Raw genomic sequence first — 21,751 nt, 5'->3', positions numbered from 1 at the left:
ACGTCGGCGGGTGGGTTAGTAGGGGCGGTTAGTAAGGTTCACGGGCGAGCTTTGCGCCGATGGCGTAGCTGATCATGGAGAGAGGGAGCCAGGTGCCGATGAGGAGGCCGTCCCCGCCCATGAGGCCGCTGCCGTGGCGGAAGGTGAAGAAGGTGCGCCAGAGTTTTTCGACAGCACCGCAGTTTTCGCAGAGGCCTTTGCCGGTGGGCAGGTCGAGCACCCAGACACAGACGATGGAGAATATGACGAGGCCGGAGATCCAGGTGTAGGGTGCGATGTCGTTTTGCAAGAGGCGAGTGACGATGGCTCCGCCAAGCATGGGAATAAAGGCGGCCAGGATGGTAGCGAGCAACTTGGGTGTGGTTGAGTCTGGGTCTGGATGATTGAGCGAGAGGACCACGATGACGATGGCCAGAGTGAGGACGGCGATTAGGGTGTGGGTGAGAAACCAGGAGGCTTCGCGGCCGAGATCGCCGAGAGATTTGCCTTGCGGGATGTCCCTTCCGTTGGTCATGTGATCAAGGGTTAGATTACTGCAACGGGGCTTCGTCGAGACGGTATGTGGTTACGTCTTTCGGGGTATGAGGCTGCGGGGTTGATCGCTGTCCTGCCGGACGGGCCTCCTGCGCTTGGCCACCCCACAAACGAAGACCTGTTTGTGGGGACCCCGGTTCGGGCGGTCACTTCGTGACTTGTATACCCCTTCGGTTGGCGCTCCCATTGGTCGCGACGGAGAATGATTCCGACAACAAGAAGAGCAGGTGCAAACCGGTACAGCAATGGTGTATTCGCTCTTAGAATAGAGAGATGCTGCTTGATGGGCTTCAACTACCGCTGACTACACCGTTCTATCCTGACGGGCGCCTTAATCTTCATAAGCTGGAACACAATGTGGCGCGCTACTCAAAGACGCCAGCGGCCGGGCTAGTTGCGCTGAGCGAGGTGGGAGAGCCGACTCTACTGAGTGAGGAGGAGACGCGGCACGTGTTGCGGAGTGTGGCTGCGTCGGCTGCGGCGGAGAAGGTGCTGATCGCTGGAGTGTCGCGGGATAGCGTTGCTGGGACGCTGGAGCTGGCGGAGTCGGCTGCGGAGTTTGGCTATGATGCGGTGCTGGTGAGGCGGCCTTCGATGCTTCGGGGTAAGGGGGAACGGACGAAGGAGTTACTGACTTATTTCCAGGCGGTGGGTGACCGGTCGGCGCTGCCGATGGTGTTGTACAGCTTGTCGGGGGAGGATGGCGCTGTGCTGCCTGCGGAGGTTGTGATCGAGCTGGCGGGACACTCGAAGATTCTTGGGATTGTGGATGATTCGGGGGACCGTGCGCGGATGGAGACGATCAAGACGGGAACCGCTAGCTCTAAGCGCGATGTGACGGTGACTGCGGTGTTCGCTGCAGTGACTGGCAGGATGCAGCGTCGAAGTGAGGGTGCGGAGGCGAAAGATCTGATTCTGGCCACTGAGTTGATGGACGGGATGCCTGCAGTGGCGACGCCCACGAAGATGATGGTGAAGACGCGAACGAAGTTGGTGGGGTTTCAACTATTGGCTGGAAGAACTGATGGGATGCTGGAGGGCTTGAGCAGTGGTGCGGTCGGCGCGATGCCGGCGTTTTCGGCGGCTGCTCCACAGGCCTGCTACGAGGTGCTGGCGGCGTGGAAGGATGGCGACGAAGGGCTAGCTGGGGAGAAACAGATGCGGCTGCAGGAGGTTGCGGCGAGGATTGAAAGGCAGATGGGAGTTGCGGGTATCAAGTTTGGGTGTGATTTGAATGGCTACTTCGGAGGGATGCCGCGTCTGCCGTTGCTGCCGCTTGGCGGGGAAGAACGGGCCGAGGTTGAGGCTTTGATGCAGGGGATGCGGAACTGACGGCTAGTGCTTGGGTGTGACGGGGATGCCCAGGCCGCTGAGTTTGCTGCGGGCCTGCATGGACTCCGGCGAGTTGGGGAAGCGCTGGATGAGGGTGCGGAGTTCGCGGGTGCCGGCTTCGTTCTCTTTCATGTTAAAGAGGGCGATGCCCTTGTGGAGATGAGATGCGGGGACCTTGTTGCTGTCGGGATACTGCTCGAGGACGGCATCGTAGGCCTTGATGGCGGCGGGGTAGTGGCCGTCGCGGAGGTTGATCTCGGCTTGGTAGTAGAAGGAGTTTCCTGAGAGGGGATTGTCGGGGTAGTACTTGACGACGTCGCCGAACTCAGAAGATGCGAGGGGGTATTTGGCGGCCATGTAGTCGCCGAGGGCGGTCTTATAGAGCTCGTCGGCGGGGGGGACGGCGGGGCCGGGGGTATCGGCTGCCTGGGGGATGCTTGCTGACGGTTTGCCCTTTTTTCCGTTGGGGGCTGGGGCTGCTGGGGCGGGTGCTGTGAGGGGTGCGGGGTTAGAAGGAGGGAGTGCGGTCGAACTGGTCGGCTGGGGCATGCCGGCGCTCATCGACTGCTGCTGGCTTTGTACATCCTGCATGAGCTTCTGGAGGGTGGCGATGCGGGCCTTGATCTCGTCGACGGAGTCGTTGAGGGACTGGATCTGACCGGAGACCTGATCGACCTTTCCGCTTTGCGTCTCCTGCTGGGTTTGAAGCTGCTTGCGCATGACGTCGACGTTTGCGCCCATCTTGTTGATGGAGTCGGCGCTCTGCTGGATGAGATCTTTCATGGCGCCCATGCGCTCGTCGTTGGACTGCTGAAGACGGGCTACTGCGTCCTGCAATGCCTGAATCTGGGTCTGCAGCTGCACCATGTCTTTGCTGACGGCGAAGGCTGGAGCGGAGCAGAACAGGATGGCCACGAGGAGAGCGGCTAACGGGATCGTCGGGGCGACGAATTTACGTGGTTGCTTTGGTTTGATCATGTCAGAGGCACTCGGCTTTCTGTCTTTTTGGTCGGCCCTCAGTGCGGTGGGCTGCGCGGGGAGCTGAAAGAGTGGGGTCAGGTTAGCAGAAACCCCGTCCTTGATTCAGGACGGGGGAAGGGTGGTTTTGGATTGGGTTACGGTCGGGTTAGCGGTCCGGTTATTTGTCCAGGGAGAACTGGGCGCGGCGGTTTTGCTGCCAGCAGCTCTCGTTCTCTTCGGTGCAGAACTGCTTCTCTTTGCCGTAGCTGATAACGCGGAGGCGGCTGGCCGGCACACCGGCGTTCACCAAAGCGGTGCGGGCGGCGTTGGCGCGGTTCTCACCGAGGGCCAGGTTGTACTCTGCGGAGCCGCGATCGTCGCAGTATCCGCCGATGACGACTCGGATGGCGGGATGAGCGGTGAGGTAGGCTGCGGCTTTGGAGGAGGCTGTGGTCGCGTCGGGACGAAGATCGTAGCTGTCGTAGTCGAAGAAGACATCCTGAACGTTCTCGTGGAAGGCTGCTTCGCTGCCCATGTCGTTGTCTGCCGGCGGAGGAGCGGTGGGCGCGACGGGGACACGGACGGTTACGCGGACGTTGGCTTCGGTGGTGCCACCGTCACCTTTGGCGGTGAGATGGAAGTTGGTGGAGGTGGAGGGGGCGACGGTCTGGGTGCCGTTGGTGTTGACGTCGCCGATGCCATCGATGGTGACCGTGGAGGCGTTCTGCGTGCGCCAGTTGAGGATGACGGATTGGCCGAGGTCGATGGAGAGAGGGTCCGCGGTGATGGTGGCGGTGGGTGCGGCAGCCGGAGGAGCAGGCGCGGGCCCGAGCGCGTTGGGGTCAATGCCGCTGGCTTTCTTGTGGCAGCCGGTGACTGCGCCGATTGAGATGAGAGTTGCTGCAATTACCAAGGTCTTGCGAATTCCTGTTTGCATCGCGTTCATTTGATATCTCCTGCCAACGTTAGTGGTGCAAAGATCAAGTTGCCTGCGAAGCGCTTCCGCAGAGACGAATAAAATTTTTACTTCCAACTCCAGTTGGGCATGTCTGCGCCGGCTCCGGTGAGTTCATGCTTTTGCGTGCCGTCAGCCAGCATGGTCATGATCTTCATGTGGGTGGCTCTGCCGTCGGGGGAGTTGGCGTAAACGATGTGGCGGCCGTCTGGGGACCATGAGGGGAAGTCGCAGCGACCGCCGTCATGGGTGAGTTGAATCCAGCGTTTGGTGGCGATCTCCATGACGTAGATGTCCTGTCCGCCGGGTGCGCCGGGGCCATACTTGCGATCCCAGGCGAAGGTGAGGAACTGTCCGTTGGGCGACCAGGAAGGTGAGGTAGCGTATCCGCCGTCGGTCATACGCTGAACGTTGGATCCATCGGTGTCCATCACGTAGAGCTGGGGGAGGTTGGTGCGTCCGCTGATCCAGGCGATCTGCGAGCCGCTGCGGGGGTTGAAGACGGGCGAGACGTCGGGCCCGCGGAAGCTGGTGACGCGGCGGGAGGAGCCTCCGCTGGTGTCGGAGATCCAGATCTCGGGGTCGCCGCTGCGGGAGGAGGAATAGGCGAGGTCCTTGCCGTTGGGGGACCATGCCGGGGAGAGGTTGGTGCCGCCGGCTGCCGAGAAGTTCACCATGCGGTTGAGGACGAGCGAGAACATGCGGATCTGAAAGCCGTCGCGGCCGAGTGAAGAGAAGGCCAGGCGGGAGTTGTCGGGCGAGATGCGAGGAGAGAGCGAGACGGTGCCGAGGTGAGTGAGAGGGTGCTGGTTGGCTCCGTCGTAGTCCATCTGCCAGATCTCTTTGTCGGCGCCGGTGAGCTTGACGTAGAAGATCTTCGATTCGGCGATGCCCTGGCTGCCTCCGCTGAGACGGAAGATGATCTCGTCGGCGAAGCGATGGGCGATCTGGCGGGCGGAGTCGTCGGTGGCGTCCTCGTTGTACTGCTTGGCGAGGACCTGCGGATATTGGAGATTTTTCGCGTCGAAGAGGAAGCCGTTGCAGGTGATTCTGTTTGCCTGAACGCCGAAGTTGCCGAAGACCACCATGGCCGCGGAGGTTGGCGCGTCGGCCCACTGCTGAATCCTGATCTCGGCGGGTGCGCCTGGAGTGGCTTGGGGGAGGAGGCTCTTCGAGACGATGTCGAAGATGCCTGCGTTGGCGAGGTCGGCGTAGAGGGTCGAGTCGAAGGTGTGCTTGAAGGCAGAGGTCTGCGGATCTGCGGAGGCAGGTTTGAAGTCGGCGACGGCGATGCGGATGTTTGAGACTCCGCTGGAGGTTTCGGTCTTGAAGCCTTCCTGCGCGTGCAGAGCGGAGGCGCCCACAAGAAGAAGGAGAAGAACTCCAAGACGACAAAGGTAGGCGTGCCGAGGGAGCGGCGTACGTTTCAGTCTAAGCATTCTGTTCCATGTTAGACGCAAAATCGGTGGGACGGGGTGTCTTAGGGCAGTTGCCAAGCGGAATCAAAGAAAACACTCCCTTGAAAGCAAAGTTTTCATTGGGGATGAAGATGGAAGGTGTATTCGACAGTGATGTGATCACCTTGCGGCAGGGGACCGAAGCCGTCGACACGCTGAACGGCTCGCATGGCGGAGAGGTCGAGCGAGGGGGAGCCGCTGGGCGTCTCGATGCGGGCGTTGGAGGGGACGCCTTCGCGATTGATATCGAAGATGATGGTGGTGCTTTTGCCGATGGAGGTACGAGGGTCGGCCTCGGCGGTGTACCAGTTCTGCGCGACTTTGCTGTTGACGATGTTGACGTAGTAGGCGAAGCGCTGGCCGAAGGTGCGGTCTTCAACGGAGACGCTGGCGGTGCCGTTTTTCAGCTCCAGTGTGGACTGCGCGATGCGCACGCCTGCGGTCTCGCCGGTGACTGCTTTGGTGGGCGGAGGGGTGACGGGCTGGATGTGTTTTGGCGGCGCGGGCGTGGGCTTTTCAGCCTCTTTGATGGGTTTGGTGATTTTTTCCGGGATTGCGATTTCGTTGGGAGTTGGCGGCGGTTCGGTTCTCTCTTTGGTGATGACGGGCGCTGGGCTTGGCGCCTCGGAGGTGAGGACGCCGGTGTCGAGGGTACGCTGCGTGGGCGGAAGAGGGAGCGAAGAGACCATGGTGGCCTGAATGGCTCCGGCGTTCGAGGCGTTCTCGCCCCAGTCGTGGCCTCGGGTGTGGAAGAGAAAGGCCCAGCCGAGGATGGCGGCGGCGATGAGGCCGTGCAGCACGATGGAGCCGACGAAGTTTGCGCCGAGCTTATCTGGGTTGCTGTCACTGTCGCGACCGATTGTGAGAGATGTATTTATGTCACCCTCCTCACTTCTGGATCGGTTGGGTGACGATGCTGATGTTGGTGATGCCGGCCTGCTTGACCGCATCCATGACGGAGGCGAAGGCGCCGAAGGGTACTCGCTCGTCGGCTCGCAGATAGATGATGCGCTTGGAGGGGTCGGCTTTGCCGGTGGATCTGAGCAGCATGGGGAGCTGGTTGACGTTGACGGGCTTGTCCTGCAGGAAGACGTTCTGCTCGCGGTCGATGGTGACGACCATGCGCTCTTCGGTGAGCTGGTTGACGGAGCGCGTCTTGGGGATCGCGACCTCGACACCGGACTGAAGAACTGGCGCGGTGAGCATGAAGATGAGCAGGAGCACAAGAACGACGTCGACCAGCGGAGTGATGTTGATCTCGGCGAGTGCGGTCTGGGTGTGTCCCTTGGTGGAGAAGGCCATTGCTAGAAGTTCCTCCGGCGGATCTCTTCGGGCTGCGGCTGGGGCGGTTGCGGCTGGCTGGGCGTGATCATGGCCGCGTTTTCGATGGCGTTGAGGAGCTCGCGGCCGAAGTCGTCCATCCGCGCGGCGAACTCGCGGAGACGGGCGGTGAGTTGGTTGTAGCCGACGACGGCGGGGATGGCGACGACGAGGCCGGCGGCGGTGGTGATGAGTGCCTCCGAGATGCCGGGGGCGACGGCGCGGAGGGTTGCGGCGCCTGCGGTGCCGAGGCCGTGGAAGGCGTCGATGATGCCCATGACGGTGCCGAAGAGGCCGATGAAGGGAGCGATGGCGGCGATGGTGGCGAGCCAGGTCATGCGGCTCTCCATCGTGGTGAGGGCTTCGCTCGAGGCTGTTTGAGCGGCGCGTTCGAGTGCGACGGGATTACGGGGGAGGCCGCGTCCTCCGTTCTGACGCTGGTACTCATCGTGGATCTCTGTGAAGACGGCGACGAGTGGGCTGGGCCTGAACTGGTCGGCGACGGCGGCGATTTCGCTGAGTCGGGTTGATTTGCGAAAGGCGCGGACGAAGCGTTGGCTCTGGGTATGGGCCCTGCTGAAGCTGGACCACTTGGAAAACATGATGGCCCAAGAGAAGATGCTGGCGAGAAGCAGAATGACCAGGACGGCGAAGGCGACAGGGCCGCTGTTGTGGATCATCTCGACCAGGGCGCTGGTGTTGGAGGCCGCGGGGGGTGCGGCGGCGGAAGGGTCTTCCTGGAGAAAGTAGAGAGCTAACGAGAGGGTCCAGACCATAGTTGTTGTGTACCAGAATTTAGTGTAAATCGTGGTTGAGGCCAATGTGGCTGGCAATCGGGTTGGCGCACCTTCTGTGGTGCAGGTCCGTCGTTTGTTTTGGACGGAAATGATGGGTAAGGGCGAGGTTTGCTATTCTCGCGATACGTCGTTGCCTGAGGGCCTTATGCTGCTGGAGTTGCGCGCGGAAAACTATGCTGTGATCGACCGTGCGGTCGCTACGTTCGGGCTTGGCCTTAACCTGCTGACTGGCGAGACGGGAGCGGGGAAATCGATTCTGATTGATGCCCTGGCGTTGCTGTTGGGTGGAAAGGCCTCGGCTGACTTTGTTCGCCATGGGGAAGAGAAGGCGGTGGTCAGTTGTGTCTTCGAGCTGACGCAGGGGGCGGCTGCGATTCTTGAGACGAATGGGATCGACAGTGAGTCGGATCATCTTCTGCTGCGACGCGAGATATTGGTTAGTGGCAAGGGGCGGGTGTTTGTGAATAATCAGCCAGCGACTGTAGGGGTGTTGCGACAGCTTGCGCCCGAGCTTGCGCTGGTGCACTCGCAGGGGGAGACGATGGGCTCGTTCGACCAGGCGCAGCAGCGTATTTTGCTGGATCGCTTTGGTGCGGTGAGTGTGGACGGTGTGGCGGAGGCGTTTGCTGCGTGGCGTGCGACTACGGACAAGCTGGACGAGTTGCAGTCTGCTGAGCAGGACCGTTTGCGGATGGCGGATCTGTGGCGGTTTCAGAGTAGGGAGATCGATCAGGCCGGGCTGAGTGCCGAGGATGAAGATGTTCAGCTTGAGGCCGAGAAGCGCGTGCTGGGGAATGCTGAGAAACTCTATACGGCGGCAATGAGTGCGCATGAGCTGCTGTATGAATCAGAGAGTTCTGCGGAGGGCGCGCTGGGTGCGGCTCTGAAGCATGTGGAGGAGTTGGCGCGGTACGATGCGCGGTTTCAGGAGCCTGCGCAACAGTTGGCTGCGGCGAAGGCGATCGTGGAAGATGTCGATGCCGAGGTGCGGGACTTTGCGGACAATGTTCATGCTGCGCCGGGTCGGCTGGAGGAGATTGAAGATCGGCTGGCTGCGCTCGATCGGTTGAAGCGGAAGTATGGACAGAGATTGAAGGATGTTATCGACTTTGGTGCGGAGGCGGCGCGGCAGTTGGCTGAGGTGGAGAATCGCGATGCGCTGCTGGTGGAGCTGAAGGGGAAGCAGGAGAAGGATGCGGAGGCTTATAAGATCGTCGCGGCGAAGCGAACTGTTGGGCGTACAGAGGCCGCGAAGCGACTGGAGAAGCTGGCTGAGGCGCAGATCAACGATCTTGCTATGAGCACGCGGTTTCATGTTCGCGTGACGGCGGAGAAGTCTCCGGAGAACTGGACCGCGCATGGGTGGGATCAGGTGGAGTGCCTGATCGCGACCAACGCCGGGGAGCCGATGAAGCCGTTGCATGAGATTGCTTCGGGTGGTGAGATGTCGCGGGTGATGCTGGCGCTGAAGGTGACTGTGGAGGAGGCGGCGTCGGGAGTAGCGGGGAGGAAGAAGAAGTCGGTTCTGCCACGGACGCTGGTGTTTGATGAGATCGATATAGGGATTGGCGGACGGGCCGCGGAAGCAGTGGGGCGGAAGCTGAAGACGTTGTCGAAAGGCCAGCAGGTGCTGTGTATTACGCATCTGCCCCAGATTGCCGCGTTTGGGGATCAGCACTTTCTGATCGAAAAGACAGAGAAGCGCGGACGCACGCAGACCGAGGTTCGCCGCATGGAGGATTCAGAGCGAACTCAGGAGATTGCGCGCATGTTGAGTGGGGCGAAGTTGACTGAGACGAGCCTCAAGCACGCTGAGCACTTGCTGGAGAGCAGCCGATGATGGTTTGCTGCACATCTTGTGGGACGGTGAACGCATCCTAGTGAGGAGATGCTAACCAGGAGGATAAGATGTCGAATGATCCCAAGAAATGCGCGATGAAGGGTTGTCTTTGTACTCCACCTGACGGACAGAAGTACTGTTCTGCGTACTGTGAAACAGCTAAGGGTGAGACGAAGCTGCAATGCGACTGCGGTCACCCGGCATGCGCTGGTCAGAAACTCTAGGTTTCGGACAACATAGGAGGATGCCAAGACGATGCCGGTGGGCTGCGAAAGGTTCCATTATTTGTGCTGCTTTTGTTGCTTTCTCGTCTTGTTATGTTGCACCTAGAATGGTTCAATTCTGTGCTAATGCGGGGTTGAACGCGGTATACTAGGAACGTGACTACAACCACCCTTGACCATGCTGCTGTAACCGAGAGCGGCGACAAAACGAAAACTAAGCGGGTTCTCCTCCTCAAGCCTCGCGGCTTCTGTGCCGGCGTCGTGCGTGCGATCGATATCGTGCAGATTGCGCTGGAGACCTTTGGCGCTCCGATCTATGTTCGCAAAGAGATTGTGCATAACAGCTATGTTGTGACCGACCTGGCGAAGAAGGGCGCAATCTTTGTCAACGAACTTGATGAGGTTCCAGAGGGCGCTCGGGTGATTTACTCGGCTCATGGAGTTTCGCCAGCGGTTCGTGACCGGGCGAAAGAACGCGGTTTGAAGGTGGTGGATGCGACTTGCCCGCTGGTGACGAAGGTTCACGTGGAGGCGATCAAGTTTGCCAAGCAGGGGTACTCGCTGGTGCTGATCGGTCATCGCGATCATGACGAGATTGAGGGTACGCAGGGTGAGGCTCCGGATGTGACCCAGGTGGTTTCGACGGTGCAGGAGGTTGCGGATCTGGTTGTGCCGGATCCGAACCGCGTGGCGTATTTGACGCAGACGACGCTGTCGCTCGATGAGGCCCGGGACATGATCCAGGCGCTCAAGAATAAGTTTCCGAATATTGTTGGGCCGCACTCGCAGGACATCTGCTATGCGACGGAGAACCGGCAGGTTGCGGTGAAGAACGTTGCTCATGGAGCGGACCTGGTGCTGGTTGTGGGGTCGACCAATAGCTCCAACTCCAACCGCCTGGTCGAAGTTTCGAAGAATCTGTATACGAATTCGTATCTGATCGATACGGCAGATGCTATTCGGCCGGAGTGGCTTGATGGTGTTGACACGGTTGCCGTGACGGCCGGCGCGTCGGCTCCTGAGGTTCTGGTGAAGGATGTCGTCGAATATCTGCAGAAGATGGGTTACGGCTCGGTCGATGAGGTCGAAGTGATGCCGGAGAACGTGCGCTTTGGTCTGCCGCCGGAGATCGTTCAGGCAATTGCATCTGCTCCACCAGTAAACCGGTAACGAGTTTCGTATCGGTAACTAGTTTCGTAAAAACAGAGAGTTTGTTTTTCATGGGTATATCTGCAAGTAATCCGAAGGGCGTTGATCAGCCGGCCCAGCCGCGTTTTGGCCGGATGGATGTTGGACTGGATCGTATTACGCAGGGTGTTGCGCGGGCGAAGGACTGGCTCTTCGCGCAGCAACATCCAGACGGGTACTGGTGCGGTGAGCTCGAAGCAGACAGCATGCTGGAGTCTGACTACATCTTCATGCATACGCTGCTGGGCACCGGCGAACCGGGCCGGATGGAACGCGCGATCAATGAGATTCTTCGGCATCAGAATGACGACGGAGGCTGGGGATTGTTTCCGGGTGGGCCGTCGAATATCAGCTACGGGGTCAAGGCTTATCTTGCTCTGAAGCTGATGGGATGGTCGAAGGATCATCCGGTGCTGGTGAAGGCTCGTGAGTGGGTGCTTGCGCATGGCGGGGTCGTCGAGTGCAACACGTTTACGAAGATCTATCTGTGCGCTCTGGGACAGTACGACTACGACGCTGTGCCGGCTATTCCGCCGGAGATCGTTCTCTTTCCGAACTGGTGCTACTTCAATATCTACGAGATCTCTTCGTGGTCACGCGGCATTCTTGTTCCGCTGTCGATCATCTATGCGAAGAAGCCGTTCAAGAAGCTCGCTCCGGAGCAGGGGATCGAGGAGCTTTTCGTTGGCGGCCGCGAGCATGCCAATCTGCATCTTCGCTGGGATAAGAAGAAACCGTTCGGTTGGCGCAACGTCTTTCTTGCCCTCGACAGGATCGCGCATCTTGCGGAGCGGGTGCACATTCGACCATTGCGCAAGATCGCATTGAAACGCGCCGAGGCGTGGATGCTGGAGCGTTTTGAGAAGTCCGATGGACTGGGCGCGATCTATCCGGCCATGTTGAACTCGATCGTGGCATTGCGGTGCCTTGGGCGCTCGGTGGACGATCCTCAGTTGATTCGTGCGCTCGATGAGTTTGAGAAGCTCGGTATTGACTGTCCTGATGGCACGGACGACTATTCGACGCCTACGTTTCGCATGCAGCCGTGCTTTCCTCCGGTGTGGGACACGGCGCAGGCCATGTACGCGCTTGGTGAGGCAGGTGTTCGCAGAGACGACCCGCGTATGTTGAAGGCTGCGGACTGGATTCTGTCGAAGGAAGTGCGTCAGAAGGGCGACTGGGCGGAGAAGGTCAAGAATGTTGAACCGGGCGGCTGGTACTTCGAGTTCAACAATGAGTTTTATCCGGATGTAGATGATACTGGGCAGGTTCTCCTTGCGCTCAATTGCGTGGAAAATCCACGGGAACGGTATCAGTACGACGCCTGCCAGCGCGCTCTGAACTGGATTTGGGCGATGCAGTGCAAGAACGGTGGCTGGGCGAGCTTCGATCGCGACAATACCAAGATGATCTTCCAATACATCCCGTTCGCGGACCACAACGCGATGCTTGATCCGCCGACGGTCGACATTACCGGCCGTATGTTGGAGATGCTGGCGCTGTATGGCGTTACGCGAAGCGATCCGCGTGTGGAGAAGGCGATTCAGTTCATCCTGAAAGAGCAGGAGCCGGACGGGAGTTGGTTCGGGCGCTGGGGCGTCAACTATCTCTACGGGACGTTCCTGGTGCTGCGCGGACTGGAGGCGATGGGTTTTTGGAATCACGAGCCAGCCGTGCAGCAGGCGGCTGAGTGGATTCGCATGGTGCAGAACGCGGACGGAGGCTGGGGCGAGACCTGCGGGACCTACGACGATCCGAATCAGCGTGGCATTGGGCCGAGTACGCCCTCGCAGACGGCGTGGGCTGTGCTTGGATTGCTGGCTGCAGGGGATACGCGTTCTGATTCTGTGGCCAAGGGTATTCGCTGGCTGGTGGATCGTCAGCACGAAGATGGAAGTTGGGATGAGCTTGTTCCTGGGCGCAATGGTGAGAGCTACTACACGGGCACGGGGTTCCCGCGTGTGTTTTATCTCGGATACCACCTTTATAAACAGTACTTCCCGCTGCTGGCGTTGACGACCTACGAACGTGCCATGAAGAGCGGTACGGCTCACTAACTCAGTAAGCCGCGCGTCAAGAATTTATTCGGAAGTTTATCTGGAGGAGACACCGATGGCAGTGCCAGTCTCGCAAGCCTGGACGGTTGCAACTTATGTTTTGAAGCAGAAGCTGATGGGCCGGAAGAAGTATCCGCTCGTGCTGATGCTGGAGCCGTTGTTTCGCTGCAACCTGGCGTGCGCGGGCTGCGGAAAGATTCAGTATCCGGCACACATCCTGAAGTCGGAGCTCTCGCCTGAGGATTGCTTCAAGGCGGTTGAGGAGTGCGGAACGCCGATGGTTTCGATTCCCGGTGGGGAGCCATTGCTGCATCCTCAGATGCCCGAGATCGTTGCCGGATTGGTGGCGCGCAAGAAGTACGTTTATATGTGCACCAATGCTCTGCTTTTGAAAGAGAAGCTGCACTTGTTCAAGCCGAGCAAATATCTTTCTTTTTCAGTTCATGTAGATGGTCAGCGCGAGCATCATGACTTCTCCGTCTGCCGCGAGGGTGGATACGACATTGCGATGGAGGGCGTACGGGCTGCGGTTGCGGCTGGTTTCCGTGTTACGACCAATACCACCTTGTTCGACGGAGCGGATCCGAATAGTGTCCGTGCCCACTTCGACGAGATGATGGCAGCCGGCGTTGAAAGCATGATGGTATCGCCGGGATATACCTACGATAAGGCGCCGGATCAGAATCATTTTCTCGGCAAGGCGAAGTCTCGCAGAATGTTTCGCGCCATACTATCGAACCGCAAAAAAGAGTGGCAGTTCAATACTCACCCCCTCTTTTCCGAATTTCTGATGGGGAAGCAGAACTTCGAATGCACGCCGTGGGGAATGCCGACTTTCAGCATCTTCGGCTGGCAAAAGCCATGCTATCTGCTGCAGGACGGCTACGCGGATACCTTTCAAGAGCTGCTGGACTCCACGAAGTGGGAGAACTACGGCGCCAAGAGCGGTAATCCCCAGTGCGCGAACTGTATGGTGCACTCCGGACACGAAGCTTCCGCGGTGGACTATAACTTCGGCTCTCTGAAAGGCTTTTTGACGACGGCCAAGAGATATATGTTTGCGTCTCTCTACCCTGATGAGGGCGCACAGAAGCTGCTCAACGAATGGCGGCCAGAGCATGCCAGTCCGCTGATTCAGATTCAAGCTCCAGTCGGCACAACGAAGACAGAACTGCAATCGATCTCAGGAGACTAGGTGTCATGTCTACGGAACAACAGGAACATCTAAAGATCGAACAGTTGCGGCATCAGAGTGCTGACGAGCTCGAGCACATTGCGGGTCGCGACCGCGAACAACTTGAAGGCTGGATTCCGACGCTTGCGACCGATCAGGAGATCACCGAGGCGTTGGAGAAGGCCTTTGATTATCGCGGCGATATTACGGTCACCCGTAAAGATGGGTGTCAAGTGATTGGCTACCTCTTCGATCGACGGACGGGTGCCTCCCTCGCAGACTCGTTTGTCCGCATCATTCCAATGAATGAGAAGACGAAGGTAAGTATCACTTACTCTGACATTGCGGCGATTGCGTTCAGCGGCCGCGACACAGCGGCGGGCAAGACCTTCGAAGCGTGGGTGAAGAAGTACTGGGAGAAGAAGGCAGCCGGCGAACAGAACATCCAGATTGAGCCGGAGAAGCTGGACTAAGACCGCGGTCGGGCGTAGAGTTTGCCGGGTAGCAGGTTGATGTTTCCAGGGTTTATCTGCCAATTTGGCTGAAAGAGCGAGAGTGCGCGTATTTATTACGGGAGCGACGGGCTTCGTTGGAGGCCATGTGGCCAGGAGCTATGCGGCTGAGGGCGCAAGCCTTCGGTTGCTGACTCGGCAGACGAGCCGATTGGACTCCCTTGCTGGCATTGATGCAGAGATGGTGACCGGAGATCTTCGCGAGCCGGAGAAGCTGCGCTCTGCTTTGGTGGGTTGTTATGCACTCGTTCATGTTGCCGCGGATTATCGTCTGTGGGTGCGTGATCCTGACCAGATGTATGCAGCCAATGTGAATGGTACGCGGGAGCTACTGAAACTCGCTTGCGAGGCTGGGGTCGAGCGTGTGGTCTATACCTCGAGCGTGGCGACGATGGGCTTCAAGAAAGATGGGACGATCGTAGATGAGGAGTCGCCGGTCTCGTTGTCGGAGATGATCGGCCACTACAAGCGCTCCAAGTTTCTTGGCGAGCTTGAGGCGATCAAAGCAGCGAAGGCAGGCCAGCATGTGATGATCCTCAATCCTACGACGCCGATTGGCCCGGGCGATTCGAAGCCTACGCCGACGGGAAGGATCATTGTTGATTTCCTGAATAGAAATTTTCCTGCATATGTGGATACCGGACTGAACCTGGTGGATGTGTCCGAGGTGGCGCGCATGCATGTCGTCGCGCTCGAACGAGGAACTCCGGGGGAGCGATACATTCTTGGTGGGGAGAACCTTACGCTGAAGCAGATTCTGGATCGGATGTCGGCGATTACGGGGCTTCCTTCTCCGACGATGAAGGTGCCGCATGCCGTGGCGATGGCCTTTGCCTTCTTCGATGAGAACTTTACCGGCAAGTTGAGGGGCAAGGAGCCGCGTGCCACTGTCGAGGCCGTTCGAATGGGGAAGAAGATGATGTTTGCTTCTTCAGCGAAGGCGGAGCGGGATCTGGGATTTCAGGTGCTGCCTGTTTATAGTGCGCTGCGAGCGGCGATTGAGTGGTTCGTCGCCCACGGGTATGCGCCGCCGCTGGGTGGACAGACGACATGAAGGGAAACATCGCGATCATTGCTGCGCTCGAAGGCGAACTGAAGCCGCTGGTTCGCGGTCGAGGTGCAGGGAGTTGGAAGCGGAGGGAGTCGAGTAAGGGGTGTTCGGTGTGGGAGTATCGCCACGCGGATGGGTGCTGGATTGCCGCGTGTGCAGGTATGGGAGAAGTCAGGGCTGCTTTGGCCTTTGCTGAGGCTGAGAAGATTGCTGCGATCGATGCTGTTTGCTCGGTGGGGTGGGCGGGTGCGCTGGATGGAACTATTGCGGCGGAGTCGGTTTCGGGTGTCTCTTTAGTCATCGATACGAAGACGGGAGAACGGTTTCGTCCGACGGATCTTCAATCCGCATGGCCGGTGCTGGCAACTACAACGCGTGTAGCTGATGAGCGAGAGAAGAAGCGGCTCGCTGCGAGTTATGGGGCGAGGCTTGTGGATATGGAAGCGGCGACGATTGCCCGGATCGCGTTAGGGAAAAGCATTCAGTTCTACTGCTTCAAGGCCGTGTCGGATGATGCGGAGGCACGGTTGCCAGATTTGAATCCGTTTGTCGCAGACAATGGACGGTTGAAGATGCTGCCGTTTTTGGCGCATGTTGCAGTGCGGCCGGGCTCGTGGTCGGGCTTGATGAAGTTGGGAAGACATAGTTCTGCGGCGGCTAAGAATTTGGCAGAGGCGCTCTATGGATGGTTGGATGAGAGCGGTTCGCTCCGCAGATTGAACGGCGATTACACTGAGAAGCAGAGATAAATAAGGATCGGTTGATGTCACAAATTATTCCTGAGACGATGCGTGCCGCGGTCTATCGCGGGGTAGATGATGTTCGGGTTGAGACAATCGCGGTGCCGGAGATCGGTGACGGCGAGGTGTTGGTAAAGATCCACACCTGCGGGATCTGCGGGACGGATTTGAAGAAGATTCATAGTGGTTCGCATGATGCTCCGCGCGTCTTTGGGCATGAGATGGCGGGGACGATTGTGCAGGTGGGCGCCGGGGTTGAGGAGTTCGTTGTTGGCGATCGAGTGATGGCTTATCATCACATTCCTTGTGGCGAGTGCTATTACTGCCGCAAACGGACGTTTGCACAGTGTGAGGTTTATAAGAAGGTCGGGTGTACTGCGGGTTTTGCGCCCTCCGGCGGGGGCTTTGCCGAGTACATTCGCGTGATGGATTGGATTGTGCGTCGCGGGTTGGTGAAGATTCCTGACGGTGTTGCGTTTGAGCAGGCGGCGTTTCTGGAGCCCGTAAATACTTGCTACAAGGCGATTCAGTTGCTCGATTTGAAGACGGATGAGACCGTGCTGGTGATTGGCCAGGGGCCGATTGGGATTTTGTTGGCTGCGCTGGCACGGCGGACGGGAGCTAATGTGCTGACCAGTGATCTGTATCCAGAGCGGCACGCTGTGGCCGCGAAGTTTGGGCTTGATCATCCTGTTGATGCTCGCGAAGATGTGGTTGCTGCAGCGAAGGCGGCTACTGAAGGTCGTGGAGCGGATGTGGCTCTGCTGGCGGTTGGCAGCGATTCGCTCATCAAGATCGCGATGGAGGCGATTCGGCCGGGTGGACGAGTGGTGCTGTTCGCTTCGACGCAGCATGGGGAGGCGCCGTTCGATCCTGCAGCAGTATGTATGAACGAGAAGACGTTGATGGGGTCTTACAGTGCGTCGGTGGCGATACAGGATGAGGTGGCGCGGATGGTGTTCGACGGCTACCGCAACGGGTTCGACCTGACGAACCTGATCTCGCACCGGTTTTCGCTGGAGGATGCGGTGGCAGCGATCGATCTGGCGTCGCATCCCCAGGCTGACTCGATGAAGATTGTGATTCAGCCTGCAGGCTAGTCGCGGGTTCGCTTCTTGACCTCTACATTGAGGCGCTTGATCTTCTGATTGAGAGTCGAGAGCGGAATCTTGAAGTACTCTGCGGCTTCGGTCTGGTTCCAGTGGCAGCGCTCGAGACGGTCGGAGATGATGCGGCGTTCGATCTCTTCCATCAGGTCGAAGAGGCTGGCGTTGGGCTGGTGGTCGAGCAGGCTGGCCGAGTACGTTCCGCCTGTGAGTTGAGTAGGCAGCAGGTCTGGATTAATGCTGCGGGAGGTGGAGAGGACGACGCCACGCTCCATGGCATTTTCAAGCTCGCGAACGTTGCCGGGCCACTCATAGTCCATGATGATTCGCATCGCCTCGGGTGACAGGGTGCGGGTCTCAGTGCCGTTTTCTTCTGCGTAAAACTTGAGGAAGTGGGCGGCGAGCAGAGGGATATCTTCGCGGCGGGAGCGGAGCGGCGGGAGTTCGAGGCTGATGACGTTGAGGCGGTAGAAGAGGTCTTCGCGGAAGCGGCCCGCGCGGACGGCGTCCTGCAAGTTGACGTTGGTTGCGGCGATGATGCGGACGTCAACCTGGATCTCCTGCACGCCGCCGAGATGCATGAAGCGGCGGTCTTGAAGAACGCGGAGGATCTTAGCCTGCATGTCCATGCCCATGGTGCCGATCTCGTCGAGAAAGAGCGTGCCGCCGTTGGCGACTTCGAAGAGCCCCTTTTTCGCTGTGACAGCGGAGGTGAAGGCGCCTTTGACGTGTCCGAAGAGAGTGGATTCGAGCAGCTCGGATGGCACGGCACCGGTGTTGACGGGCACGAAGGGACGATCCTTGCGAGGGGAGTTGGCGTGGATGGCCTTCGCGATGAGTTCTTTGCCGGTTCCGCTTTCACCTTGGATGAGAACGGTCGAGCGGCTGGGCGCGACCTGCGCGATGAGGTCGAAGAGGCGAAGCATCGGTTCGCTCTTGCCGACGATGTTTTCAAAGTTGTAGCGCTGCTTGAGGGTGCGTTTGAGTTGAACGACCTCTTCTTCGGCACGATGGCGGGCGACGGCGGCGCGAATGTCGGCGAGCAGCTTCTCGTTGTCCCACGGCTTCTGGACGAAGTTTTCTGCGCCGGCGCGGATGGCGTCGACTACGTTGCCAACCGTGCCATAGGCCGTGATCATGATGACGGGAAGGTTGGGCTGCATCTCGACGATGCGGGGGAGGAGGTCCAATCCGCTTTCGCCGGGCAGCGCAAGGTCGAGCAGGAGCAGGTCGTATTCGTTGCGCGAGAGAAGTTCGATGCCGGAGGGGCCATCGCTGGCGATACTGACAGTAAACCCTTCAAGGGTAAGCAGGGTATCGAGCGATTCACGGATGGCGGCTTCGTCATCAATGATGAGGATTCGGGGATCGCCGACGACTCTGGCGGTACGTTGGAGATGGAGGGTTTCGGCGGCGAGCTCGGTAATTTCAGACATGCATCGCCTTCCTGTCAACAGTTGCAGACTCGCTCTTCGGTTCATCAGCCATCACGGTCGGGCGAGCGGCTGAGGTGGGGAACTCCAACTGGAAGGCGGTGCCGACGCCAATTTCGCTCTCAACGTGGATCTTGCCAGCGTGCTCCTGCATGATGCCGTAGCTGACGGCGAGGCCGAGGCCGGTGCCCTTGTGCCCGCCCTCCTGGGGTTTGGTCTTGGTGGTGAAGAAGGGATCGTAGATGCGGTGGAGATGCTCCTTTTCGATGCCGTTGCCGGAGTCTTGAATGCGGACAATGACGCGGCCGGCGCCGTTGAAGGTTGCGATCTTGAGCGTTGCGTTGGCGGTGCCGAACATCGCGTCCTTCGCGTTCAACATGAGGTTTAAAATGACCTGCTGGAGCTTGCCCTGATTGCCGTGAATGCGGGCGAGGTGTGGATCGAAGTTGGTTTCGACGCGGATCTGCGCGGTTTTGAACTGATGCTCAAGCAAGGTGACGGTGTCGCGGAGAAGCTCGTTGAGGTTGAGGGGGGCGAACTCGGCGCCGCTGGTGCGGGAGAAGTTGAGCAGGCCGTTGACGATCTCGGAGGCGCGGAAGGTTTGCTGTGTGATCTTTTCGAGCACCGGGGCGAGGCGTTCATCGTCGCGCATGTGCTTGGTGAGCATCTGGGTGTAGCTGGAGATGACTGCGAGGGGAGTGTTGACCTCGTGGGCGACACCTGCGGCGAGCAGACCGATGGAGGAGAGTTTTTCGGCCTGGGTAAGTTGGGCTTCGAGCTGCATGCGGTCTGTGATGTCGTCAACCAGAATGATGCGACCTACAGCGACGAAGTTACGCGTGACCAGTGGGGCGATGGCGATGTTGGCGATGCGGACCTTTCCGTCGGGGAGTACGAGGCGGAACTTGTAGAGGGTGTGGGTGCCGTGTTCCTCGCGCACGCTGTTGAAGCGGGCTACGAAGTCCGGCGGCAGGACGGCGGAGATGGGTTGCCGCAGAACCTCATGGCGCGACTTCGAGTACATACCCTCCATCTGGGTGTTCCAGCTTTCGATACGGTCGTCTAGGTCGACGGCGAAGACGCCGATGTTGATGGACTCGACGATGTTTTCGTGGAACTCCTTGAGGCTTTCGAACTCGGTGATCTTTTGTTCGAGGCGGCGGTAGAGCTGCGCGTTTTGAATAGCAATGCCGATGTAGCCGGCGAGGGATTCGAGCAACTCCATGTCTTCGCTGGAGAGGAAGTCTCCGTCGTCGGTGCGGCCGAGACCGATGACAGCGACGGTGCGGGTGCCACCACCTTCGCGATTGGCGACGCGGCAGGGAAGGTAGTAGTTGAGGTCGAGGCGTCCGGCGCTTTGGCGCTGGGCTTCGGGGAGGCGCAGAACCTGTTGGGGATTTTCGAGGAAGATGTGGTTGTTGGCTCCGGGCCGGTCGAAGTCCAGGAAGCGAACATCGAGGCTGCGGAGTTCGGCGGAGTGGAGGTTGGTGAGACCGTGAGAGGCGGCCAGATCGAAGTGACGCGGGGTGAAGCTGCCTTCGCTCTCCGAGGCGAGAAAGACGGCGACGCGAGTGACGAGAAGAGTCTGGGGAAGGCGCTCCACGATGGAGTCCAGCAGGGCGCGAAGGTCGGTTTGGGCGTTGATGCCGCGGCCAAACTCAACGAGGGTCTCGCGGTAGTCGAAGCGTTTCTGATCGAAGACTCGGTCGACTCGTGCCTGGATCATGCGCTTGAGCGGATCAAAGACGATGCCGGCGATGATGATGGCGGCGAGGAGGCCCCATACGCCAAGGCTGGAGAGTCGCGTGTGGACGATCTCGCCGGTTAGCGCGATGACGCCAAAGTAAACGCCGACGAGGGATGCGGTGGCCAGGGTGTAGGTGACGCCGCGTTTGAAGATGAGATCGACGTCCATGAGCCGGTAACGGACGATGGCCCAGCTGAAGGTGAGGGGAAGGACGACGAGGGAGAGGCCGGCGATCTTGGCGATCTGGCTGTTGACCGACCAGTCAGCCAGGTAGGGGATGACGTAAAGCAGGGTGAAAGGCGTGACAGCGATGAGGGTGCCGCGCGTGAGCCACTTGAGTTGCTGACGCTCGAGGGCAGACTCCGCCCAGCGGTAACGCAGTCGGAAGACGATGGCGGCGATGACGTAATAGAGTGCCAGGTAGCCAAGGGCGATTTGATCGAGCCGGTGGAGTAGAACCTCAGTCGCGGACCAGAAACTTATCGCTGTGTACTGCAAACCGATGAGAAAAAGCCCTGGGAGGTAGAGCAACACACAGCCGATGCGGCGGCGCAGACGGTTGCGTTGGTCGGAGGCGAAGTTATCGGAGAAGCTGACCGCGAAGTGCAGAAAGAGGGCCGGTTGAAGCGCCTGTGCCGCCATGTTGCCCCAGTAGATGTACCAGTCGAAGGTGCCCGGTTCGCCGGTAGATCGGAAGCTGTAGAGGACAAACGAGGCAAGGCAGAAGACGTAGAAGTGGACAGACTTTGGAGCGGTCCAGCGCCGGAACAGGACGTAGATGCCGATGCAGAGATAGACCAGCGCGATGAAGCGTAGCCCCTGATTGATGGTGCGGTCTTTGGGCTCGAGGATAACCTGAATGTCGAGCTTGGTTGCGCCGTGGAGATCGATGGACTGGGGAACGGGGCGGAGGATGGAGTAGGTGGCGTGGGCCCAGATGCCGCTGCGAAACATCTCCCGGGTGAGAGAGGCGACGCGTGGGGTGGGCTGGTCGTCGACACTGACGAGGATGTCGCCGGTGCGTATGCCGGCGCGATGGCCTGGGGAGAGCGCTGGAACCCGCTCAGCCCGGAGTCCGGTGGCCGCCTCGACCCACCAGATGCCGTCAGTTGGGACGTCGAAACCGCTCTCCCGATCGAAGTTCATGGCCGCAAGGACGCAGGCGGCGACGGTCGCAACTGCGAGTACGATAGCCAGAATGCGAGTTTGGGAGGCGTTTTTCATGAAAATCCGACAACCTGGAACAACATCAGCACATCAAGGACCAAACGATTTAGCCCTCTATGCACCATTGGCAAGTCATTTGCCGTCCTAGAGTCTACAA

19 protein-coding genes are annotated in these 21,751 nt (G+C 59.2%); 10 read left to right on the top strand and 9 right to left on the bottom strand.

What is annotated here, in order from left to right:
- Nucleotides 1-28: 28 nt before the first annotated feature.
- Nucleotides 29-514, bottom strand: coding sequence for a hypothetical protein (locus HDF10_RS18805; protein WP_183816151.1), 486 nt, complete (start codon nucleotides 512-514; stop codon nucleotides 29-31).
- 45 nt (nucleotides 515-559) lie between these two features.
- On the opposite strand from HDF10_RS18805, the gene HDF10_RS21065 reads away from it, so the two are divergent.
- Together HDF10_RS21065 and HDF10_RS18800 are read left to right on the top strand one after the other, a co-directional pair.
- Nucleotides 560-691 (top strand): hypothetical protein, encoded by a 132-nt coding sequence (locus tag HDF10_RS21065; RefSeq protein ID WP_260177995.1) that lies wholly within the window; start codon nucleotides 560-562, stop codon nucleotides 689-691.
- 116 nt (nucleotides 692-807) lie between these two features.
- Entirely contained in the window at nucleotides 808-1,866 is a 1,059-nt protein-coding gene (locus tag HDF10_RS18800) for a dihydrodipicolinate synthase family protein (protein ID WP_183816149.1), read from the top strand.
- A gap of 3 nt (nucleotides 1,867-1,869) precedes the next feature.
- On the opposite strand, the gene HDF10_RS18795 is transcribed toward HDF10_RS18800, so the two are convergent.
- From HDF10_RS18795 to HDF10_RS18770, 6 genes are all read right to left on the bottom strand, one after another.
- Nucleotides 1,870-2,844 (bottom strand): tetratricopeptide repeat protein, encoded by a 975-nt coding sequence (locus HDF10_RS18795; protein WP_183816147.1) that lies wholly within the window; start codon nucleotides 2,842-2,844, stop codon nucleotides 1,870-1,872.
- A 160-nt stretch (nucleotides 2,845-3,004) separates the two neighbouring features.
- Entirely contained in the window at nucleotides 3,005-3,763 is a 759-nt protein-coding gene (locus HDF10_RS18790) for an OmpA family protein (protein ID WP_183816239.1), read from the bottom strand.
- 86 nt (nucleotides 3,764-3,849) lie between these two features.
- Nucleotides 3,850-5,220 (bottom strand): DPP IV N-terminal domain-containing protein, encoded by a 1,371-nt coding sequence (locus HDF10_RS18785; RefSeq protein ID WP_183816145.1) that lies wholly within the window; start codon nucleotides 5,218-5,220, stop codon nucleotides 3,850-3,852.
- A gap of 95 nt (nucleotides 5,221-5,315) precedes the next feature.
- Nucleotides 5,316-6,038, bottom strand: coding sequence for an energy transducer TonB family protein (locus tag HDF10_RS18780; RefSeq protein WP_311732819.1), 723 nt, complete (start codon nucleotides 6,036-6,038; stop codon nucleotides 5,316-5,318).
- 88 nt (nucleotides 6,039-6,126) lie between these two features.
- Nucleotides 6,127-6,540, bottom strand: a complete 414-nt coding sequence (locus HDF10_RS18775) for an ExbD/TolR family protein (RefSeq protein WP_183816141.1) — start codon at nucleotides 6,538-6,540, stop codon at nucleotides 6,127-6,129.
- Nucleotides 6,541-6,542: 2 nt separating this feature from the next.
- The gene (locus HDF10_RS18770; protein WP_183816237.1) at nucleotides 6,543-7,334 is read right to left on the bottom strand and encodes a MotA/TolQ/ExbB proton channel family protein; all 792 of its coding nucleotides are present in this window, start codon (nucleotides 7,332-7,334) and stop codon (nucleotides 6,543-6,545) included.
- Between the two features lie 166 nt (nucleotides 7,335-7,500).
- Here HDF10_RS18770 and recN point away from each other — a divergent pair, with 166 nt between their 5' ends.
- The 8 genes from recN to HDF10_RS18730 all read left to right on the top strand — a co-directional run bounded on the left by recN (nucleotide 7,501) and on the right by HDF10_RS18730 (nucleotide 17,241).
- Nucleotides 7,501-9,195: a DNA repair protein RecN gene (recN, locus tag HDF10_RS18765; RefSeq protein ID WP_183816236.1), complete on the top strand. Its 1,695-nt coding sequence runs from the start codon at nucleotides 7,501-7,503 to the stop codon at nucleotides 9,193-9,195.
- Between the two features lie 380 nt (nucleotides 9,196-9,575).
- Nucleotides 9,576-10,589 carry a 4-hydroxy-3-methylbut-2-enyl diphosphate reductase gene (locus HDF10_RS18760; protein ID WP_183816138.1) on the top strand — a complete coding sequence of 338 codons (1,014 nt, stop codon included), beginning with the start codon at nucleotides 9,576-9,578 and terminating at the stop codon, nucleotides 10,587-10,589.
- A 50-nt stretch (nucleotides 10,590-10,639) separates the two neighbouring features.
- A complete protein-coding gene (gene shc / locus HDF10_RS18755) occupies nucleotides 10,640-12,664 on the top strand; it encodes a squalene--hopene cyclase (protein ID WP_183816136.1) in 2,025 nt (674 codons plus the stop codon).
- Between the two features lie 55 nt (nucleotides 12,665-12,719).
- The gene (hpnH, locus tag HDF10_RS18750) at nucleotides 12,720-13,859 is read left to right on the top strand and encodes an adenosyl-hopene transferase HpnH (protein ID WP_183816134.1); all 1,140 of its coding nucleotides are present in this window, start codon (nucleotides 12,720-12,722) and stop codon (nucleotides 13,857-13,859) included.
- 5 nt (nucleotides 13,860-13,864) lie between these two features.
- Entirely contained in the window at nucleotides 13,865-14,311 is a 447-nt protein-coding gene (locus HDF10_RS18745) for a hypothetical protein (protein WP_183816132.1), read from the top strand.
- 82 nt (nucleotides 14,312-14,393) lie between these two features.
- Nucleotides 14,394-15,404: a hopanoid-associated sugar epimerase gene (gene hpnA / locus HDF10_RS18740; RefSeq protein ID WP_183816130.1), complete on the top strand. Its 1,011-nt coding sequence runs from the start codon at nucleotides 14,394-14,396 to the stop codon at nucleotides 15,402-15,404.
- Complete coding sequence (locus HDF10_RS18735; RefSeq protein ID WP_183816128.1) at nucleotides 15,401-16,150, top strand: phosphorylase family protein; 750 nt, start codon at nucleotides 15,401-15,403, stop codon at nucleotides 16,148-16,150. Before hpnA ends, HDF10_RS18735 begins: the two co-directional genes overlap by 4 nt.
- Before the next feature lie 14 nt (nucleotides 16,151-16,164).
- Complete coding sequence (locus HDF10_RS18730) at nucleotides 16,165-17,241, top strand: zinc-dependent dehydrogenase (RefSeq protein WP_183816126.1); 1,077 nt, start codon at nucleotides 16,165-16,167, stop codon at nucleotides 17,239-17,241.
- Here the strand turns inward: HDF10_RS18730 and HDF10_RS18725 are convergent.
- Nucleotides 17,238-18,683, bottom strand: a complete 1,446-nt coding sequence (locus tag HDF10_RS18725) for a sigma-54-dependent transcriptional regulator (protein ID WP_183760783.1) — start codon at nucleotides 18,681-18,683, stop codon at nucleotides 17,238-17,240. The genes HDF10_RS18730 and HDF10_RS18725 overlap by 4 nt on opposite strands.
- Entirely contained in the window at nucleotides 18,676-21,651 is a 2,976-nt protein-coding gene (locus HDF10_RS18720) for a GAF domain-containing sensor histidine kinase (protein ID WP_183816124.1), read from the bottom strand. The genes HDF10_RS18725 and HDF10_RS18720 overlap by 8 nt, the downstream gene beginning before the upstream one ends.
- Nucleotides 21,652-21,751 lie beyond the last annotated feature (100 nt).

It is taken from the genome of Tunturiibacter empetritectus (genome assembly GCF_014201375.1).
Lineage (GTDB): Bacteria > Acidobacteriota > Terriglobia > Terriglobales > Acidobacteriaceae > Edaphobacter > Edaphobacter lichenicola_D.
The sequence above is the reverse complement of the archived record's forward strand: the minus strand, read 5'-3'. Positions and strand labels throughout refer to the sequence as shown.

What these genes read in the sequence shown, in the direction of transcription:
- HDF10_RS18805 (WP_183816151.1), bottom strand. Translation starts at nt 514, where the DNA reads ATGACCAACGGAAGGGACATCCCGCAAGGCAAATCTCTCGGCGATCTC.
- HDF10_RS21065 (WP_260177995.1), top strand. Translation starts at nt 560, where the DNA reads ATGTGGTTACGTCTTTCGGGGTATGAGGCTGCGGGGTTGATCGCTGTC.
- HDF10_RS18800 (WP_183816149.1), top strand. Translation starts at nt 808, where the DNA reads ATGCTGCTTGATGGGCTTCAACTACCGCTGACTACACCGTTCTATCCT.
- HDF10_RS18795 (WP_183816147.1), bottom strand. Translation starts at nt 2,844, where the DNA reads ATGATCAAACCAAAGCAACCACGTAAATTCGTCGCCCCGACGATCCCG.
- HDF10_RS18790 (WP_183816239.1), bottom strand. Translation starts at nt 3,763, where the DNA reads ATGCAAACAGGAATTCGCAAGACCTTGGTAATTGCAGCAACTCTCATC.
- HDF10_RS18785 (WP_183816145.1), bottom strand. Translation starts at nt 5,220, where the DNA reads ATGCTTAGACTGAAACGTACGCCGCTCCCTCGGCACGCCTACCTTTGT.
- HDF10_RS18775 (WP_183816141.1), bottom strand. Translation starts at nt 6,540, where the DNA reads ATGGCCTTCTCCACCAAGGGACACACCCAGACCGCACTCGCCGAGATC.
- HDF10_RS18770 (WP_183816237.1), bottom strand. Translation starts at nt 7,334, where the DNA reads ATGGTCTGGACCCTCTCGTTAGCTCTCTACTTTCTCCAGGAAGACCCT.
- recN (WP_183816236.1), top strand. Translation starts at nt 7,501, where the DNA reads ATGCTGCTGGAGTTGCGCGCGGAAAACTATGCTGTGATCGACCGTGCG.
- shc (WP_183816136.1), top strand. Translation starts at nt 10,640, where the DNA reads ATGGGTATATCTGCAAGTAATCCGAAGGGCGTTGATCAGCCGGCCCAG.
- hpnH (WP_183816134.1), top strand. Translation starts at nt 12,720, where the DNA reads ATGGCAGTGCCAGTCTCGCAAGCCTGGACGGTTGCAACTTATGTTTTG.
- HDF10_RS18745 (WP_183816132.1), top strand. Translation starts at nt 13,865, where the DNA reads ATGTCTACGGAACAACAGGAACATCTAAAGATCGAACAGTTGCGGCAT.
- HDF10_RS18735 (WP_183816128.1), top strand. Translation starts at nt 15,401, where the DNA reads ATGAAGGGAAACATCGCGATCATTGCTGCGCTCGAAGGCGAACTGAAG.
- HDF10_RS18730 (WP_183816126.1), top strand. Translation starts at nt 16,165, where the DNA reads ATGTCACAAATTATTCCTGAGACGATGCGTGCCGCGGTCTATCGCGGG.
- HDF10_RS18725 (WP_183760783.1), bottom strand. Translation starts at nt 18,683, where the DNA reads ATGTCTGAAATTACCGAGCTCGCCGCCGAAACCCTCCATCTCCAACGT.
- HDF10_RS18720 (WP_183816124.1), bottom strand. Translation starts at nt 21,651, where the DNA reads ATGAAAAACGCCTCCCAAACTCGCATTCTGGCTATCGTACTCGCAGTT.